13 protein-coding genes are annotated in these 16200 nt (G+C 59.5%); 7 read left to right on the top strand and 6 right to left on the bottom strand.

Annotation, left to right across the window (positions count from 1 at the left end; all coding sequences use genetic code 11):
- Positions 1–2: 2 nt before the first annotated feature.
- Positions 3–1076: a DUF4340 domain-containing protein gene (locus CLR77_RS08755; protein ID WP_097460239.1), complete on the top strand. Its 1074-nt coding sequence runs from the start codon at positions 3–5 to the stop codon at positions 1074–1076.
- A gap of 110 nt (positions 1077–1186) precedes the next feature.
- On the opposite strand, the gene CLR77_RS08760 is transcribed toward CLR77_RS08755, so the two are convergent.
- The 6 genes from CLR77_RS08760 to CLR77_RS08785 form a co-directional block, all read right to left on the bottom strand.
- Positions 1187–2080: a type 2 periplasmic-binding domain-containing protein gene (locus CLR77_RS08760; protein ID WP_097460240.1), complete on the bottom strand. Its 894-nt coding sequence runs from the start codon at positions 2078–2080 to the stop codon at positions 1187–1189.
- Positions 2065–2925 carry a substrate-binding periplasmic protein gene (locus tag CLR77_RS08765; protein ID WP_158227149.1) on the bottom strand — a complete coding sequence of 287 codons (861 nt, stop codon included), beginning with the start codon at positions 2923–2925 and terminating at the stop codon, positions 2065–2067. The genes CLR77_RS08760 and CLR77_RS08765 overlap by 16 nt, the downstream gene beginning before the upstream one ends.
- A 107-nt stretch (positions 2926–3032) precedes the next feature.
- A complete protein-coding gene (locus tag CLR77_RS08770) occupies positions 3033–3833 on the bottom strand; it encodes a response regulator (protein ID WP_097460242.1) in 801 nt (266 codons plus the stop codon).
- 215 nt (positions 3834–4048) lie between these two features.
- Positions 4049–4735 carry a sensor histidine kinase gene (locus CLR77_RS08775; RefSeq protein ID WP_227519856.1) on the bottom strand — a complete coding sequence of 229 codons (687 nt, stop codon included), beginning with the start codon at positions 4733–4735 and terminating at the stop codon, positions 4049–4051.
- A 76-nt stretch (positions 4736–4811) separates the two neighbouring features.
- Positions 4812–6473 carry a tetratricopeptide repeat-containing response regulator gene (locus tag CLR77_RS08780; RefSeq protein WP_097460243.1) on the bottom strand — a complete coding sequence of 554 codons (1662 nt, stop codon included), beginning with the start codon at positions 6471–6473 and terminating at the stop codon, positions 4812–4814.
- A gap of 187 nt (positions 6474–6660) precedes the next feature.
- Entirely contained in the window at positions 6661–10188 is a 3528-nt protein-coding gene (locus CLR77_RS08785) for a hybrid sensor histidine kinase/response regulator (protein WP_097460244.1), read from the bottom strand.
- A 275-nt stretch (positions 10189–10463) separates the two neighbouring features.
- On the opposite strand from CLR77_RS08785, the gene CLR77_RS08790 reads away from it, so the two are divergent.
- From CLR77_RS08790 to CLR77_RS08815, 6 genes are all read left to right on the top strand, one after another.
- The gene (locus CLR77_RS08790) at positions 10464–11291 is read left to right on the top strand and encodes a BPSS1780 family membrane protein (RefSeq protein WP_097460245.1); all 828 of its coding nucleotides are present in this window, start codon (positions 10464–10466) and stop codon (positions 11289–11291) included.
- Positions 11292–11528: 237 nt separating this feature from the next.
- Positions 11529–12110 carry a DNA endonuclease SmrA gene (gene smrA, locus CLR77_RS08795; protein WP_097460246.1) on the top strand — a complete coding sequence of 194 codons (582 nt, stop codon included), beginning with the start codon at positions 11529–11531 and terminating at the stop codon, positions 12108–12110.
- Between the two features lie 46 nt (positions 12111–12156).
- Positions 12157–12387 carry a hypothetical protein gene (locus CLR77_RS08800; RefSeq protein WP_227519857.1) on the top strand — a complete coding sequence of 77 codons (231 nt, stop codon included), beginning with the start codon at positions 12157–12159 and terminating at the stop codon, positions 12385–12387.
- 115 nt (positions 12388–12502) lie between these two features.
- Positions 12503–13009 carry a (2Fe-2S)-binding protein gene (locus CLR77_RS08805; protein WP_097460248.1) on the top strand — a complete coding sequence of 169 codons (507 nt, stop codon included), beginning with the start codon at positions 12503–12505 and terminating at the stop codon, positions 13007–13009.
- A complete protein-coding gene (locus CLR77_RS08810) occupies positions 13006–15213 on the top strand; it encodes a xanthine dehydrogenase family protein molybdopterin-binding subunit (RefSeq protein WP_097460249.1) in 2208 nt (735 codons plus the stop codon). The genes CLR77_RS08805 and CLR77_RS08810 overlap by 4 nt, the downstream gene beginning before the upstream one ends.
- Positions 15214–15219: 6 nt before the next feature.
- Positions 15220–16197 (top strand): XdhC family protein, encoded by a 978-nt coding sequence (locus CLR77_RS08815; RefSeq protein ID WP_097460250.1) that lies wholly within the window; start codon positions 15220–15222, stop codon positions 16195–16197.
- Positions 16198–16200 lie beyond the last annotated feature (3 nt).

The raw sequence follows: 16200 nt of genomic DNA on the forward strand, positions 1-16200 counted from the left end.
CCGTGACCAAGCGATTGATTACGTGGCTTTCCGTCATTCTGGTCTGTCAGGTTGCCGTGGCCTTCGGTCTCACGCTGGAGCAGTGGGACCACAGCGATAGCGGCGCGACCAATGGCCCCTTGCTGGCTGTGGATTTTCCCGCGGTCGACAAGATCCTGATCAATCAGGATAAGGATCACCAGGTTGTCCTGGCCAGGAAGAATGGCCATTGGGTCATGCCGAACGACGACAACCTGCCGGTTAATGAGGACAAGCTGAAAACGCTGATCGGTAAACTGAAAGGCCTGCGGCATAGTTGGGCGGTGGCGGACACCGCCGGCTCTGCCAAGCGCTTCAAGGTGACCGAGAGCGATCATCAGCGCAAGATCGTGCTCAGCCATAACGGGACCGATCTGGCGACTGTCTATCTGGGCACCTCGCCGGGATTCCGCCGTACCCACGTGCGGATTGGCGGCAAACCGGCAATCTACGAGGAGGCTATCGCCACCTACCAGGCCCCGACAGCCTCCGCTCAATGGTTGGATAAGCAGCTGTTGAAGGTGAGCGGTAAGGACCTGAAGGTGATCAAGGGCAATGATTACACCCTCGACCATGACAAGCAGGGTTGGACGCTGGCTCAACTCGACGCCAAGCACGATACCAACAGTGCCCAGGTGTCCGCGTTACTGGATGACCTGAAGTCGCTCCGTATCGAGTCGGTCTTGGGTAAGGAAGACAAACCCGCTTACCACATGGACAAGCCGACCCTCACACTGGCGTTTACCCAGGATGACGGCAAGACGCTGACGTATCGTTTTGGCATCGAAGAGACGCCGGCGCCGAACCCGGGCAAGGCGACCAAAGATGCCAAGAAGGCTCCGCCGCTAAAGACCTATATCGTGAAGTCTTCTGCGCGTCCGGAGTACTTCAAGTTGGCGCAATGGCAGTACCAGCGTCTGCTGGATATCAACCGGGGGGCGCTGAGTGTGCCGAAGCCGGCGAAAAAGACCGCTGCGACGTCGGATAAATCCACCAAGAGCACATCCACTGCTGCAGCGACACCTGTTGAAAAGGCAGCGGAGAAAAAATCCTCCTGATAGTGGCCTCCGCCCTGCAAAGGGCTTGCACCACCACGGCCGGCATTTGCCGGCCGTGGTGGCGTTTCCTCACCCCGATACCCGCCCAGTCTTTCAAGTCTTCCTCAGACTCAGTAGATCTGCAGCTTGCCGTCGATGCTGATGGCGCTTTCCGTAACGATGCGGCGTGTGGGTGCGGTCAGCAGGGGGTTGTTCAAGCGGATAACGGTTCGCTGCGACAGGTTCAGCTTTTGCAGTGACGGCGCAATGTAGTTTTCGAAGTAAGCCTTGTAGCGGCCGTTGAGCATGGCCCGGCGCAGGCCCAGCTCGATACGGGCAGCCAGGGCTTTGTTCTCCTTGTTAACGAAGAAGAACGACGGCATGGGATAGGTGAACAGGAGTGACGGTTCTATGGAAATCCCTTCTGTGGGATGCGTCTGCAGGTCGTAGTAGATCTCGGTAACGCTGCGGGGAAAGCAGTCGAAGCGCTTGTAAGCCAGCATATGGAAAAGGTTGCCGAAGCGGACCTGAGTCAGGACGTTCAAGCCGTTGGCTTTGAGCACCTCGGTGTCAGGCCAGTCCACGCCCTGGCCGAAAGTCAGGTTGCGTTTTCGGATGTCGGTGAAGCTCTTGATGCCCTTGAAGCGTCCCTCTGTCCCGGTGGCGATCAGGCAGACCCGGTAGCCGAGCAGGCCGTCCGCGGTGGGGACTCGAATGGGGAGCAGGCGCTGTTCGCGCCGGGGATTGGTGGCGACATCGATAGCGTTGATGCGTTTATGGCGACCCTTCTCGATTTCAGCGATCCCGCGTGCCTGACTCATCTGCGGAGAGGACTCGATGCGGTAGTCGCCGTAGAGGTCGCGGGTTTCGTCCAGGGCCAATTTGAGGAGTGCGAGCGTGGCAGGTTGGTCGAAGTTGCGATACCACAAGTGGACAACCTCGGTAGCCTGTGTGGGAGCAGCAACAAACACCGCGCTGAGCAACAGGGCGGGGAGCAGGCGTCGTAGGGTTAGGGCTTGTACCACAGCGAATCATCTCTCAACAGGGCCCGTGATTGGGGCGACAGGTCTGGATTGTTCAGGTGAAACAGGATCCGGCTACCCAGCTTAAGGGAGCCCAGTCGATGACTGAAGCGGGTCCGGAACAGCTTTTCGTAACGACCGTCGTCGATAGCGCGTAACAGACCGAGCTCGATACGCGCGGCGAGTTTGGGATTGTCCGGGCGGACGAAGAAATAGGCCGGTTCGGGATAGAGAAAGAGGATAGAGGGTTCGATAGCGAGGTCGGGATGTGCGGCGGCTTCCGGGCCGACTTCTCCCACGCTGCGCAGGAAGCAATCGCAGTCACCGTTCGAGACAGCACTGAACAGGGCCCCATAAGTCTCGGTCGTTTCCACGGTAAAGCCATTTCTGCGCAGTATACGGGTGTCGGGCCAGCCCTTGGCCTGACAGATTTTCAGGTGCTGGTTCTGCCAGTCGAAGGTGGTTTGGAGGGTGGAGAACTGACCGACTTTGGCTTTGCGCGTCAGGCATACGCGATAACCCAACAGACCTTTCATGACCGGAATGCGGATGGCCAGCAGATGCTCTTCCCGCCAGGGCGTCGTTGCGCCGCTGGCAACGTCGAGGATCCGGGGCTGTCGTTTTCCGGCGAGGTCCTCAAAGGCGGCTTTCTGTTCCAGTGGGGAGCTTTTAACCAGCGTGTAAGGGCCGAAGAGGTCCCTGGTCTCATCCAGGGCCAGGTCAAGGACTTCGTTGACTGGGGCCGTATCGTAGTTTCGGTTCCAAAGCACGACCTGTGTGGCCGGGACCTCCTCGGCAGCTTGGGTGAGCGTCGGTGGGAGCCAGAACAGGGTACAGATTACAAGCATGAGGCGCTGCCAACGCAAGCCGGGCGCCATTTCTCTGCAACGTGTTGTCATTGTGAATTCTTATTGTGGAGTCGCAACTGGAATTCGTGCGCAAAAAATAGGGGGTATCAGGAATGCCCCATCAATTCCATCAGTTGGCCAATAATGTCACGTAATACACCGGACTGGTTATTGACCGAGCGCAATAATGTTTGCAATGCATCGTACTGGTACCAGACCGCTGCACCCAACCCGATAATCAGCAGTAGCATCAAACCGTTCAGCCACCGCATGCGCCGTTGACGTCTGGCGAGTTCGACCTGCTCGTCAGCCCTCGACTGGGCAAGCTCAAGGCGCAATTGATGGAGTTCGTCAGCAACCTCCTCGTAAGCAATTTCCAGCGTGGAGAGGCGCCCTGTCAGCCGCTTCAACATGACGCTATCGCTGGAAATGTTGCTCTCTGCCGGGGCTGGGGTGGGTGTTGACGGCGAGGCTTCGGGCAATGCCGTCGTATCCTGCTGCATCGGTAAGGGTATGGCGGTGGTTTCGGTTGGCTGGATACCGCTGCTGATGGCTTCCAGAGCCTGTTGCAACTGGTCGCGATCGAGCTGTTTGCCGATGACGCCGGCTGCGCCGAGCTGGGCGGCTTCGGTCCGGTATGGCGCTGTATTTTGGGAGGTGTACATGAAGACGGGGATATCCTGCATTTTTGGCGACGTCTTCAGGATTTGAAGTGCCTCGAAGCCGTTCATCCCCGGCAGCAGGTGATCCAGGAAAATGTAATCGACCTGATGATCATCCAGAAAGTCGAACGCGTCTTCTGCGGAAACGACACCTTCGCTGGAAATATCCAGACGATCAAGCATGCGCGCCAACATCAGGCGCGCCGTGGATGAGTCATCCACGATCAGTGCGTGACCACGCGACATTCTGATCTCCCGTCCTGTGGTGAACCCGTCGCCAGTCCCTGTGGCACCCCACCCAAGGCGGGGCGACGGCGCAGGGATAGTACCATCTCTTCAAGAAGGTGCACATGGCGTTGCTCCCTCTCGGCGAAGCGGCTGGCAGGGGTGGCAGAAGCCCCTGTCAGTGCACACCTGTTGAGAGCGTAGCGGTGAAAAACCGGAATCGCCAGTTGCCGGCGTCAGGGAAGCCAGATTTCGAAAATACCGCCGCCGAGCTCACCACCGTTGCGTAATTTGATGAAGCCCGTGCGTTGGCCTTCCTTGTGTAGCCTTGCAACGCAGGAGGCGAAATAGAGGCCGAGGTTGGTGCTGCCGGTGCTGAAGCTGATGCCCTGGTCACTGGCATCCGGTGCTTCCAGCATACGGGCGGGATAACCATCGCCGTCATCCTCCACCGCCAGTACGACGAAGTCGTCTTCCTCTCTGGCGGAAATGCGGATGCGCGAGTGGGTATAACGGACGGCGTTGTTGATGATGTTACTGAGTACGCCGGGAATCAGTTCCAGATCGAAATAGGCATTGATGGGCGGGCATTCGATTTCGCCGCGAATGCCCCGGCCTTCCAGCGACGGTTGGTGGCGGGCCATTTGCTCGCCGAGAACGTCCGGCAGGTAGTGTTCGTCCAGGTGTGCCGACAGCGTTCGTTGCTGTACCCGGTAGAGACCCAGCAACTGAACCAGGTCGCTATGCACGCGTTCGGCTTCGTACTGCAGTGTATTGAAGCGGGGCGCCCGCGCAACATCGTCGGGGAGGTCGCTCCGCAGTTCGTCCAGGGAGTGAAGCAGCATGCCCAGCGAATTTTTCATGTCGTGGACCGCGGAGGCAATCACCATGGAAAAGTCGATGCTCGGATCCTGGTCGCTCACAAGGACCTCCTCCTGAAAATCGTTTTCTGACGTAAGTACGTGGCCAGCAGTCGTCCTTGATCGGCGATGAAGGTGCTCATGATGCACCGCCAGGACGATTCATCTGTTCGATCTTGTTCTTGAGGAACTGCAGCCGTTTGTATTGACGATGCTGGGAAGGAATATGTTCCGCCTGTTCCAGGCAGTTCTTGCAACGGCGCAGGCTGGCGAGATCCTGCCCCGCAGTTTCCATGCGTTTGAGAAGCACCTGAACCAGGTTGAGATTAAGCGCCGGATGGCGGGGAACCAGCGACAGCGCCTCCTCGAAGGCCGTAGCGGCTTCGTCGAGCCGGCCGGCCTCGAAGGCCTTGATCGCATCGCGGTTGAGTCCCCTGGCGCGGATGCGCTTCTGAAAACTCACCGGTTCGTCCATCAGGTTTTCGATACGCTGGATGATGGCTGGCTGGTCCTCGAAGCGCTGGGCCAGGGTGTTCAGCAGCTTTTCGGCCGCCTGGGTATCGCCGAGCACGTAGAGGGATCGGGCCATCTCCAGACCGACATCGGCGTCCAGGGTGTCGGGGTCGACGCTCGCCTGGACCTGTTCCAGTATCCGGCGGCTGTCCTGCGCACGGCCCTGGCCGGCATGGACTCGGGATTCCACCAACATGCCGGTCAGTTTCGCCTTTTCGTCGTCCTTGTACTTCCGGTTCATGCGATGGAGGGTGCTCATCGCCTCTTCGGCGAGATTGCGTCCGGTTTCGCTGGTATCTCCGTCGCTGAGTTCGGCCAGCGTCCGGCCCAGGTTGAGGTAGTTCTCGGCGCTGTCGTGAACCGAATGATTTCCCAGTTTGACGGCACTGCGCCAAGCCTTGGCGGCCGTATCCAGATCCTGGTTGCTGGTGGCCAGTGTGGCCAGTGACTGTTGGCGAACAATGGCGTTGGGTGAAATCCGCAGCGCTTCTTCGAGCGACTGTTGTGCCTGGCGGTCCTTACCCTGGGCCTGTAGTACCTTGGCGAGCAGATCGTAGGCTTCCATCGATTCGGGATGACTTTCGATCAGCGCCTTGAGCAGGTCGCTGGCCGCGTCCAGTTGCTGCTCTGCCAGCAGCACGCGCCCCAGTCCGAGGCGTGCCCAGGGCAGGTCACGGGAATTCAGGACATCCTCATACAGCTTGCGGGCGTGGCTATAGTCGCCGGTCTGATAGTAGAGGTCTGCCAGGGTGCGCAGCAGCCAGGTCCGGTGGCGAGGCAGGCGGGGTATCGCCTCCAGGCACTGGGAAATCGCCTTGGGGTAGTTGTCGACGTCGAGCTCCCGGTTGATATCGTACAGTACGTTGCGCTGTTCGATCAGGGCATCCAGCCGCTTCTGCAGCACGGCGCGGGTGATCGGCTTGGTGATATAGGCATCGGGCTGGTATTCGCGGGCGCCCATGACCATGTCACGCGAGGTTTCCGCAGTCACCAGTATAAAAATGGAGGTATGTTTCAGCAGTTTCTTGTGGCGCAACTCTTCAAGGATCTGTTGGCCGTTCTTGCCATCGCCCAGATTGTAGTCGCACAGGACGATATCGAAGCGTTCGTAAGTGCACTTGGAAACGGCGTCATTACCGTTGGAGGCGACTTCAATGTGATCTGCGCCGAATGCGCGCAGCATCTGTTTCATCGAGAGCCGGAAGTTCTCGAAATCGTCGACCACCAGGAAACGCAGTTTACGGTACAGCTTGGCCAGTTCCGTAGGGTTGTCGGAAGCAGTTGTCATGGGCGCAAGGCGTCTCTATTCGATTCGAAGCCGTTAATGGTTTATGCCGGTACCGTCCCTGAACTCGTTGGCTGTTCTACCTGTTTTTTTAAAGCTAGATCAAAAACCTGCGACCAACAACCCAAAGCTCATCCGGTTTGGCGGATAGGTCGCGTCAGCTGACCTTTCTCTAGCGTCGAAGGCATCATCAGCCGGCTTGGCGTCGACGCAGCATCTTGTTCACCAGCGCCCGTAACGCCGCGGGTTTGACAGGCTTGAACAGGACCTGATAACCCCGCTCCATGGCTTCCGCCCGCACTTCGGCGCTCACCAGGCCTGTGACAAGAATACCCGGAACCTTGACGTGCCAGTTGCTGCGCAGGGCATCCATTGCGTCCAGACCGTTTTCGTCATTGTCCAGTTGATAGTCCGCCAGGATGATATTGGGAACGCGTTCGCCCAGAACCCTGCGTGCGCTCTCCAGACTGTCGGCGGCAAGGACTTCGCACTGCCAGTTGCCCAGCAAGGCGACCATGCCGTCGAGAATGCTCTGGTCGTTGTCGATACAGAGCACTGTCAGCCCGCGCAATGTGCTGACGCTGCGGCTGGCCGCTGACGGCTCGACGGGCGTTTCGGCCACCGCTTCGGCCGGTGCCAGCGGTACTGTGATACAGAATACGCTGCCCCGGCCCTGCCAGGAGCGTACGCCGACGGGATGGTCGAGGACATGACTGATGCGGTCGACGATCGCAAGCCCCAGGCCCAGCCCCTTGTGGTCACGGCCCTGTTGGAGCCGCCGGAATTCCTCGAAGATCTGTTCCAGCTTGTCCTGGGGTATGCCGGGGCCGGTATCCCAGACTTCGATGCGCAGATAGCCCTTGAGGCGACGGCAGCCGACGAGGATTCGGCCGCGGGTGGTATAGCGCATGGCATTGGACAGGAAGTTCTGGACAACGCGACGCAGCAACTGGCTGTCGGAGCGCACCCAGGCAGAGCAGGGCACGGCATCCAGTGTGAGGCCCTGTTCCCGCGCGATGGCGTCGAACTCGGTAGTCAGGTGACGCAGCAAGTCGTTAACGGGGAATATGTTCCATTGCGGCTCAAGGGCGCCCGCATCGAGTTTGGAAATGTCCAGCAGGGTGCTGATGATCTCTTCCGCCGAGCCAAGGGAACTGTCGATATGGGTGACCAGCTCACGGATCTCTCCATCCAGCGGCTTTCCGGCCAGTGCCGAGGTGAACAGCCGCGCGGCATTGAGGGGCTGCAGCAGATCATGGCTGGCGGCGGCAAGGAAGCGGGTTTTACTCTGGTTTGCCTGTTCAGCCGTCGATTTTGCCTTCAGCAACTGATCGTTGAGGACCTGCAGTTCCTGCGTCCGTTCCTTCACCCGTTGTTCCAGGTAAGTATTGGTTTCCTTCAGCGCCTGTTCGGTTCGGCGCATGGTCGTGATGTCCTGGAAGGTGGTGACGTAACCGCCTCCGGGCACCGGGTTGCCCTGCACCAGCAAAATAGTGCCGTCCGAGCGCTGACGTTCGTAACTGTTCGGCAACCCTTCCCGCATGTAGCCAAGGCGGGTGCGGATGATTTCGTCGACACGGCGGGCCGGCAGGTTGGCCGTGATCAGGTTGTAGCGAATCAGGTCGGTAATCGGGCGTCCTGTGCGGACGAAGCCTTTGGGAAACATGAACAGGTCGAGGTAGCGCTGGTTCCAGGAAACGACCCGGTGCTGGGCATCGACCACGACGACTGCCAGTGTGATGTTTTCGATAGCCGACTGCAGCAGCTCGCGGCTGAAGGTCATGGCTTGGGAGGCTTCGTCGACGATACTGACGACGTCCTCGATCTGCATGTCGCGTCCGGTCAGTGTCGATTCCAGTACGACACGGGCCGTCGAGGCGCCAATGACGGCGGCGAGCTGCCGCTCGACGTGCTTCATCAGGTACGGCGTGGCGATACGCTGGGCCGAGAGGCGCAATGCGTGCCGTTGCTCGAACTGTTGAAAGATGGCCTTGGCCCGCTCCGTGCCGAGGAACCGCTCAGCCAGTGCCCGCAGGTCGGCGACCGTGACATCGCCCTCACGTACGATCTCCTCGGGATGGTCGGACCGGGGTTGCGGCTCCTGGAAAAAAGCCGCGATCTGGATACGTTCCCGGATGCGTTGCCGGGTCAGCAGTGACAGGGTCACAAACAGGAACAGGTTGGTGCCCAGGCTGAGGATGGTGCCAAAGGTTACTGGGTCGAGACTGATGCCAAAGAGGTCTCGAGTCTGGAGACTGTCCACGCCGCCCAGGCCAAGACCCTCGATGAGGGCGGGTGTCTTCATCCAACCGACGCTGATCAGCGTCGGTAACAGCAGGGTGAAGACCCAGGCGGTAAAACCGCCCACCAGTCCCCAGAAGGCGCCGGTATGGTTGCTGCGGCGCCAGAGCACGGCGCCGAGCAGCGCCGGTCCGAATTGGGCCGCGGCAACAAACGACAACAGCCCGAACGCGGTCAGGGAATAGTCCGCGGCGGCGATGCGATAAAAGCCATAAGAGGCCAGCAGGAGCAGCAGGATAATGACGCGCCGCACGCCCAGCAGGAAGGGTCTCAGGCTGCTGCGCCGGTTCAGTCGGTTCAGCAGTCGCAACAGGATGGGCATGATGAGTTCGTTGCTGAACATGGTCGCGTTGGCCACCGAGGATACGATGACCATCGCAGCGGCTGCGGAGGCGCCACCGAGGAAAGCCAGAACGGCCAGCCAGTGATAGCCGGTAATCATCGGCAGATTCAGGACCAGGATATCTGCGTTGGTGGACTTGGGGCCGTAGGCGAAGAGGCCGGCCGCCGCAATCGGCAGCACAAAGAGGCTGGCCAGGACCAGGAAAACCGGCATGATCCAGCGTGCCAGGTTGAAGTCCTGATATTCGGTATTCTCCACCACCGTAACGTGGAACTGGCGAGGTAGGCAGATGATCGCCAGCATCGATACCAGGGTTTCGCTGATAAAGGTGGAAGGGCGGATTGAGGCCGGGCTCAGCACGTGCGCCAGCCCGGCATTCTTCAGGTGGGCGAACAATTGCAGCGGGCTGCCGAAAAGGACGAAGGCCGCAAAGAGACCGACCAGGATAAAGGCAAACATCTTGATGAGTGATTCAAAGGCAATGGCCTGGATCATGCCCCTGTGGTGTTCCGTGGCGTCCAGGTGACGGGTACCGAACAGGATGGTGAATGCCGCCAGGATCAGGGTGATGTACCAACCGGTATCCTGTAGCCAGTGGGGGGCCGGCAGGCCGCTGCTGGCGGTTTGATCGGTCAGCACGCTGAAACCCATGGCGATGGCTTTCAACTGCAACGCGATATAGGGAATGCTGCCAATCATCGCGATAAAGGCGATCAATGCGGCCAGCTGCGGAGATTTACCATAGCGGGAAGCGATGAAATCGGCGATCGAGGTCGTGTTGTTACGTTTGCTGATAAAGATGATCCGTTTCAGGATCGGCGCACCGAACAGGTACAGGAGGAGTGGTCCGAGATAGATCGGCAGGAACTCCAGCCCGTCCCGGGTGGCGCGCCCTACGGCACCGAAAAAGGTCCAGGACGAAAAATACACGGCAAGCGAAAAGCCATAGACCATCCGCCTCATCAGCGGGTGCCGGTAATACTGGTTCGCCTTGCGATCGCCATGCCAGGCGACCAGGAACAGCAAGGAAATATAGAGCAGGGATATGCCGATGAGCAGCCAGCCGTTGATCATGATCCGGAACGTTACCACCGCAAGTTGAATGGAATGCCGAGAGTATAGGACAAAGGAGCGTTGCGACAGTCGACCAAGCTACAGTTGGCCAAACGGCAGTTAGTCAAACGACGGTCAGTCAAACCTCAGTCGGCCAAGTCGTCGGAGAAACGAAAGCGAAAGAAACGACAGTCGACGAAATGGTTGACAGCTTTTGTCATAAACCGCTGAGATAGTCGGGCCTGTCGTCGAACTTTCGACGGCATCGCGGCGAAATGACAAAGAAGGAATCTTGCATGAGCGATAACCCATACCAATCACCGGAAGCGGCCATGCCGCCGCCCGAGGCGCCCGGCGCCCCTTGGCACGAGCCTTCGGCATGTCCGGCCGGACGTGGCAGCAACTGGTTCTTCGATGGCTGGAAGCTGTTCCTTAAATCTCCCGGAATGCTGGTGGTGCTGGTACTGTTAACCGCTGTCTGCGCCCTGGTGGTGGTATGGATTCCGTTCCTGGGAGGTCTGCTGATTACGCTGTTTACGCCCCACTTCAGGGCCGGCTTCTACTTGGCTTTGCAGCATGCCGCCAATGACGAAGAGGTTTCGATCAGCGATCTGTTTGCGCCATTGCAGAAACCCGTTCCGCTGCTTGTGGTGGGCGCGCTCTATCTGGCGTCTTTGTTGGTGCTGGGGCTGATTGTCGGTGTTTTCGCCCTGGGTGGGATGGGGCTGGGCGGGATGCATGCGATGATGAGCATGCAGCCGGGTATGGCCGCTGGCGACTTCCATCCGGCAACGGCGGGCCTGACCATGTTGCTGGGAATGTTGATCGCCCTGGCTTTGTGGATTCCGGTCCTGATGGCTTTCCTTTTCGCGCCAATCCTGGTGTTTTTGCACGATGTGGAACCGGTTGCGGCGCTGAAACTGAGTTTCAAGGCCTGTATGCGTAATGTTACGCCCTTCCTGATCTGGGGGCTGGTCTGGCTGGTGGCCCTGATCGTGGTCGGGCTGATCTCGGCCTTTATCCCGATTGTGGGCTGGCTGTTGGGCATCGCCTTCGCGTTGGTGGCGCTGCCGTTCTATGCGGCCACCATCTATCAGGCGTGGCTCGATATCTTTATCCGCTAACCCCGTCGTTTCCCGGCTCGCGGGCTCCGCGGGCCCGTGCTTCCTTCCTGCGATCGCCAGCGCATGAATTGCCGACAGTTTCCGGGAGTGTGTCGGCGATGGTAAAGTCTGAACTTGGCGTCATCTCGGCCTTTCAGCCTGGTCTGCGCCTGTATTAGCGGCAACGGTTGTATTGCCGTGGCGTCACGGTAATAGGCATTGCCTCTGGTCGCCTTCGTAATTTGACAGGGTTCCATCATGACGACCAAACATGAGCGAATGCAGTTTTTGGAGGAAATGCAGGACGTCCGCCCGATTCGCCGGACCAACCGTGCTGACGTCAGCGCTTCCCGCGAACTTACTCCCGGTCATCTCGAGCGACAGCGGGCTGCTGTTTCTGAGGGGGCGAGGGACGATAATCACCTGACGGCAAACGACGTTGACCTGCTCTCCAGCCACGACGTACTCAGCTTCATGCGTCCTGGCGTTCAACATGGTGTCTTTCGTAAGTTGCGTCTGGGGCAGTATGGCATCGAGGCCCGACTGGACCTGCACCGGATGACGGTAGAAGTGGCGCGAAGGGAAGTGTTCGGTTTTGTGCAGGACTGCCTGCGCTATGGCTTGAGGTCCGTATTGATACTGCATGGCAAGGGTGAGCGTAATCCGGATAATATCGCTCTGCTGAAAAGCTATGTGGCGAAGTGGCTGACGGAGCTCGATGCGGTCATGGCATTTCATTCGGCGCAGCGCCATCATGGCGGCACCGGTGCGGTGTACGTCATGTTGCGCAAGAACGAGCAGCAAAAGCAGCATAATCGTGAAATTCACGGATCCCGATGATTAAGGATGGCGCGGAGGCGCTTGCGGGGTCCCTTTTAGAGGAAGAATGATGCGTCAGGCGAGTCTGATTGTGCTTGTGGCACTGGTCCTGACCGGTTGTGCCGGTCGTACTATCTGGAACAGCAATGGGCAAATGGAAAAAGACCGCAAGGTCTGGGACACCAACAACAAGGTCAAGCCGCCTGAGAAGCGTGTTTTCTGGGACACCAACGGTAAGCTGAACCAGAACGATCGTAAGATCTGGGATAACGCCGAAGGTCAGCCCGTCATCAAATAAGGCCTGGATAGCTCTGGTAAACGGGTTCCGGAACGGCTCCGGAACCAATGCCGGCCATCCGGGTCATTGCAATATCCGGCCGGAAACAACAAGAAAAAAGCTAAGGAGTGGGGGAATGTCGATCTCGTTCAAGGTCAACGGGCAGGTGCGCTCGCTCGACGTCGATGCGGATACGCCGCTGTTGTGGGCGCTACGTGATGAGTTGGGTTTGAAAGGCACCAAATTCGGTTGTGGTGCGGGCCTCTGCGGCGCCTGTACCGTGCTCTTCGATGGTTCACCGATTCGTTCGTGCAGCACGTCCCTGAGTCAGGTCGAAGGCCACGATATCACGACCATCGAAGGCATCACGCCTGCGGAGGGGCTGCATCCATTGCAGGCAGCCTGGAGCGAGCACAACGTTCCCCAGTGCGGCTATTGCCAGTCCGGGCAGATCATGTCCGCCCTGGCGTTGCTGCGTGAAAATCCCTCACCGTCCGATGACGATATCGATGCCGCGATGACCGGCAACATCTGCCGATGCGGAACCTATCCCCGAATCCGGGAGGCAATCAAAGCCGCTGCCGAAGCGCGCAAAACGAGCGATGCCTCGGTCTCGGGTGGTGACGGGAGGGCTGTGTCATGAAGCCGATATCCCGCCGTGGTTTTCTTAAAGTCACCATGACGTCTGGCGGTGCGCTTGCGGTCGGTTTCACGTTGCCCGGCTGCAGTACGTTCAAAACCGGTTTTGACGAGAAGGAACAGTCCTGGACACCCAATGCCTGGCTGCAGGTCGATCGTCAGGGGGCGGTGCAGTTTACCCTGGACCGGGTGGAAATGGGGCAGGGTACCTACACCGGTTTGACCACGCTGGCGGCGGAAGAGTTGGATGTCGATCCGGAAACGATCGATGTCGTTTTTGCGCCCGTCGCAGACCCCTATAAAAATCCGCTCTACAAGCTGCAAATTACCGGCGGCAGTACCAGCATGCGTTCGAGCTGGCTGCAGATACGTGAGGCCGGTGCCGGTGCGCGGGCCTTGTTGGTGGCTGCTGCCGCACGTGTCTGGCAGGTAGACCCGTCGAATTGTATGACCCGGGACGGTATTGTTTCGGACAGCAATGGCCAGCGTTCCCTGAGCTATGGACAACTGGTCGAGCTGGCAGCGAAGGAAAAACTGCCCGACCCGCTGCCCCTCAAAGACCCGGCGGATTTCCGCTATATCGGTCATTTCAAGCATCGCCTGGATGCCCATGCCAAAGTGACGGGCACAGCCGTTTACGGCATCGACAGTGAATTGCCGGACCTGACTTATGCCTCGCTGCTGCGGCCGCCGATGGTGGGAGGCAAGATTGGCTCGGTGGATGATTCGGCCGCGCGCGCTATGTCTGGCGTAATCGATATCGTCCAAACACGGCATGGTGTTGCCGTGGTCGCCGAAAAATACTGGCAGGCCTACAAGGCCCGGCAGGCGCTCAAGGTCAGCTGGAACCAGGAAGACGCGGTGCTCAAGTCCACGGCGGATGTCTTTGCGGAATACGCCAAGGCGGCCGATAAGGATGCCGGCAGCACCAAGCGGGACGATGGTGATTACGACGAGGCGCGCCAGGATGCGGATCGTCAGCTGGAAGTGACCTACGAGCAGCCGTTTCTCGCTCACGCGACAATGGAGCCGATGAACTGTACGGCGCGGCTGACCGAAGGCGGCATGGAAATCTGGGCGCCGACCCAGGCGCCGGATCTGGGGCGCATCGCGGCTGCTCGAGATACCGGGCTGTCGCCGGACGATGTGACCGTCCACACAACCTTCATCGGCGGGGGCTTTGGTCGTCGGCTCTCGCAGGATTATATCGGTGAAGCCGCCGCGATCTGTTGGCAGGTCAAACGACCGGTCAAGCTGGTCTGGTCCCGGGAAGACGACATGCAACACGACGTCTATCGTCCTGCCATGCTCCACCGGCTGCGGGCGACCCTCAAAAAAGGCGAATTGACCGGCTGGGATCACCAGATCACGGGCCCCGACCTGATGGATTGGTATGCCCGGGATGCGGCCCCGGCCCAATACCCCTGGACGCCCAAGTTCATGTGGGGGGCATTGGCCCGTATCGGGATACTGGGGGAGGGGCTGATTGCGCCGGTGGATACCTCCGCCTACGAAGGCGCGGTGGAATATCCCTACGCCGTGCCCAACGTGGTCGTGCGTCACACCAAGGCTGACGCCGGCATCCCTGTCAGTTACTGGCGCTCTGTGGGCCACTCGCACAACGCCTTTGCGGTGGAAACCTTTATGGACGAGGTTGCCCATGCGCTGGAGAAGGACCCCTACGAATTCCGGGCGCACCTGTTACGTAAAGATCCACGCCGCCTGGCCGTTTTGCAGAAAGCCGCCGACATGGCCGGCTGGGGAAAACCGTTGCCGAAGGGCCATGCTCAAGGGATCGCCGTTCATCGCAGTTTCGAGACCTATGTCGCCGAGGTGGTGGAAGCCAGCATCGAATTCGGCGAGGTCAAGCTGCACAAGGTGTTCTGTGCGGTGGATTGCGGTCGCGCGGTGAACCCGGACATCGTGCGCATGCAGATGGAAAGCGGCATCATCTTCGGTCTGACTGCAGCACTGTACGGCGAGATCGATTTCAAGGACGGCGTCGTCCAGCAGAGCAATTTCCAGAATTACCGCATGTTGCGGATGGACACCGCGCCGCGTATCGAGGTTGCCATCATCGAAAGCGAGGCCGACCCTACCGGCGTGGGCGAGCCGGGCGTTCCACCGTCACTACCGGCGTTGGGTAATGCGCTATTCCAGCTGACCGGCAAGCGCCAGCGCCGGCTTCCCTTCAAGCTGGAGGTCTGATTTCGCGTGCGATCACTGGATGTTCAGGTACTGGCGCGGGTCGTCGACTGGTTACAGTCGGGGACCCGGGTTTGGTTATGCACGATTGTCGACACCTGGGGCTCGTCGCCCCGGCCCATTGGGTCGATGCTGGCGGTGAATGCTGCCGGCCAGTGGGCCGGGTCGGTCTCGGGCGGCTGTCTGGAAGAAGATCTGATCCGGCGTTTTACGGAAGAGGCGCCTGAAACGGCGGCTCCCTCCTTCGTGGATTATGGCGTGACCGACGCCGATAAATCACACTTTCAGCTGCCCTGCGGCGGTCAGATACGCCTGTTGATCGAGCCTCTGTCCGGTGATGTCGCCACGGCACACATGGTTGAATTGGTTGAACGCCTGGAGCGTCGGGAGCCGGTGACCCGGGTTCTCAGCCTGTCTGGCGCAGCACCGGTGTTACAGGCAGCGACCTTGGCGCCGGGTGTCCTGCAGGAAGGTTCTTCGATTTATCATACGCTGGGGCCGCGCACCCGTATGTTGCTGATCGGCGCTGGCGAGGTGTCCCGCTTTATTGCCCGCTTTGCGGCCGCGGCGGATTTCGATGTGACGGTTTGCGAACCGAGGGAAACCTTCCTGAACGGCTGGGACGAGCCGGGTATCGAAACCCTGCAGGTGCTGCCCGACGACCTGATTCGCAAAAGTTTCCATGACCGCTATTGTGCGATTCTCGCCCTGGCGCATGATCCCCGGGTGGACGATATGGCCCTGCTGGAAGCCTTTCGTTCATCGGCCTTCTATATCGGGGCAATGGGGTCTCAGCGAACGTCCGCCGCCCGGCGTGAGCGTCTGTTTCAACTGGGAGTCGACCGCAACGCCATGACCCGTCTGCACGCGCCGATTGGTTTTAATATCGGCAGCAAGACGCCGGCGGAAATTGCGATTTCGGCGATGGCGCAGGTTGTGGCAGAGCGTTATCGTTTGCTGGTCCGAAACGTGCCCCGCCCGACCTGATCC

Source organism: Mangrovitalea sediminis, assembly GCF_002514725.1.
GTDB classification, from domain to species: Bacteria; Pseudomonadota; Gammaproteobacteria; order Pseudomonadales; family Oleiphilaceae; genus Mangrovitalea; species Mangrovitalea sediminis.

What these genes read in the sequence shown, in the direction of transcription:
- CLR77_RS08765 (WP_158227149.1), bottom strand. Translation starts at nt 2,925, where the DNA reads ATGCTTGTAATCTGTACCCTGTTCTGGCTCCCACCGACGCTCACCCAA.
- CLR77_RS08770 (WP_097460242.1), bottom strand. Translation starts at nt 3,833, where the DNA reads ATGTCGCGTGGTCACGCACTGATCGTGGATGACTCATCCACGGCGCGC.
- CLR77_RS08780 (WP_097460243.1), bottom strand. Translation starts at nt 6,473, where the DNA reads ATGACAACTGCTTCCGACAACCCTACGGAACTGGCCAAGCTGTACCGT.
- CLR77_RS08785 (WP_097460244.1), bottom strand. Translation starts at nt 10,188, where the DNA reads ATGATCAACGGCTGGCTGCTCATCGGCATATCCCTGCTCTATATTTCC.
- CLR77_RS08790 (WP_097460245.1), top strand. Translation starts at nt 10,464, where the DNA reads ATGAGCGATAACCCATACCAATCACCGGAAGCGGCCATGCCGCCGCCC.
- smrA (WP_097460246.1), top strand. Translation starts at nt 11,529, where the DNA reads ATGACGACCAAACATGAGCGAATGCAGTTTTTGGAGGAAATGCAGGAC.
- CLR77_RS08800 (WP_227519857.1), top strand. Translation starts at nt 12,157, where the DNA reads ATGATGCGTCAGGCGAGTCTGATTGTGCTTGTGGCACTGGTCCTGACC.
- CLR77_RS08805 (WP_097460248.1), top strand. Translation starts at nt 12,503, where the DNA reads ATGTCGATCTCGTTCAAGGTCAACGGGCAGGTGCGCTCGCTCGACGTC.
- CLR77_RS08810 (WP_097460249.1), top strand. Translation starts at nt 13,006, where the DNA reads ATGAAGCCGATATCCCGCCGTGGTTTTCTTAAAGTCACCATGACGTCT.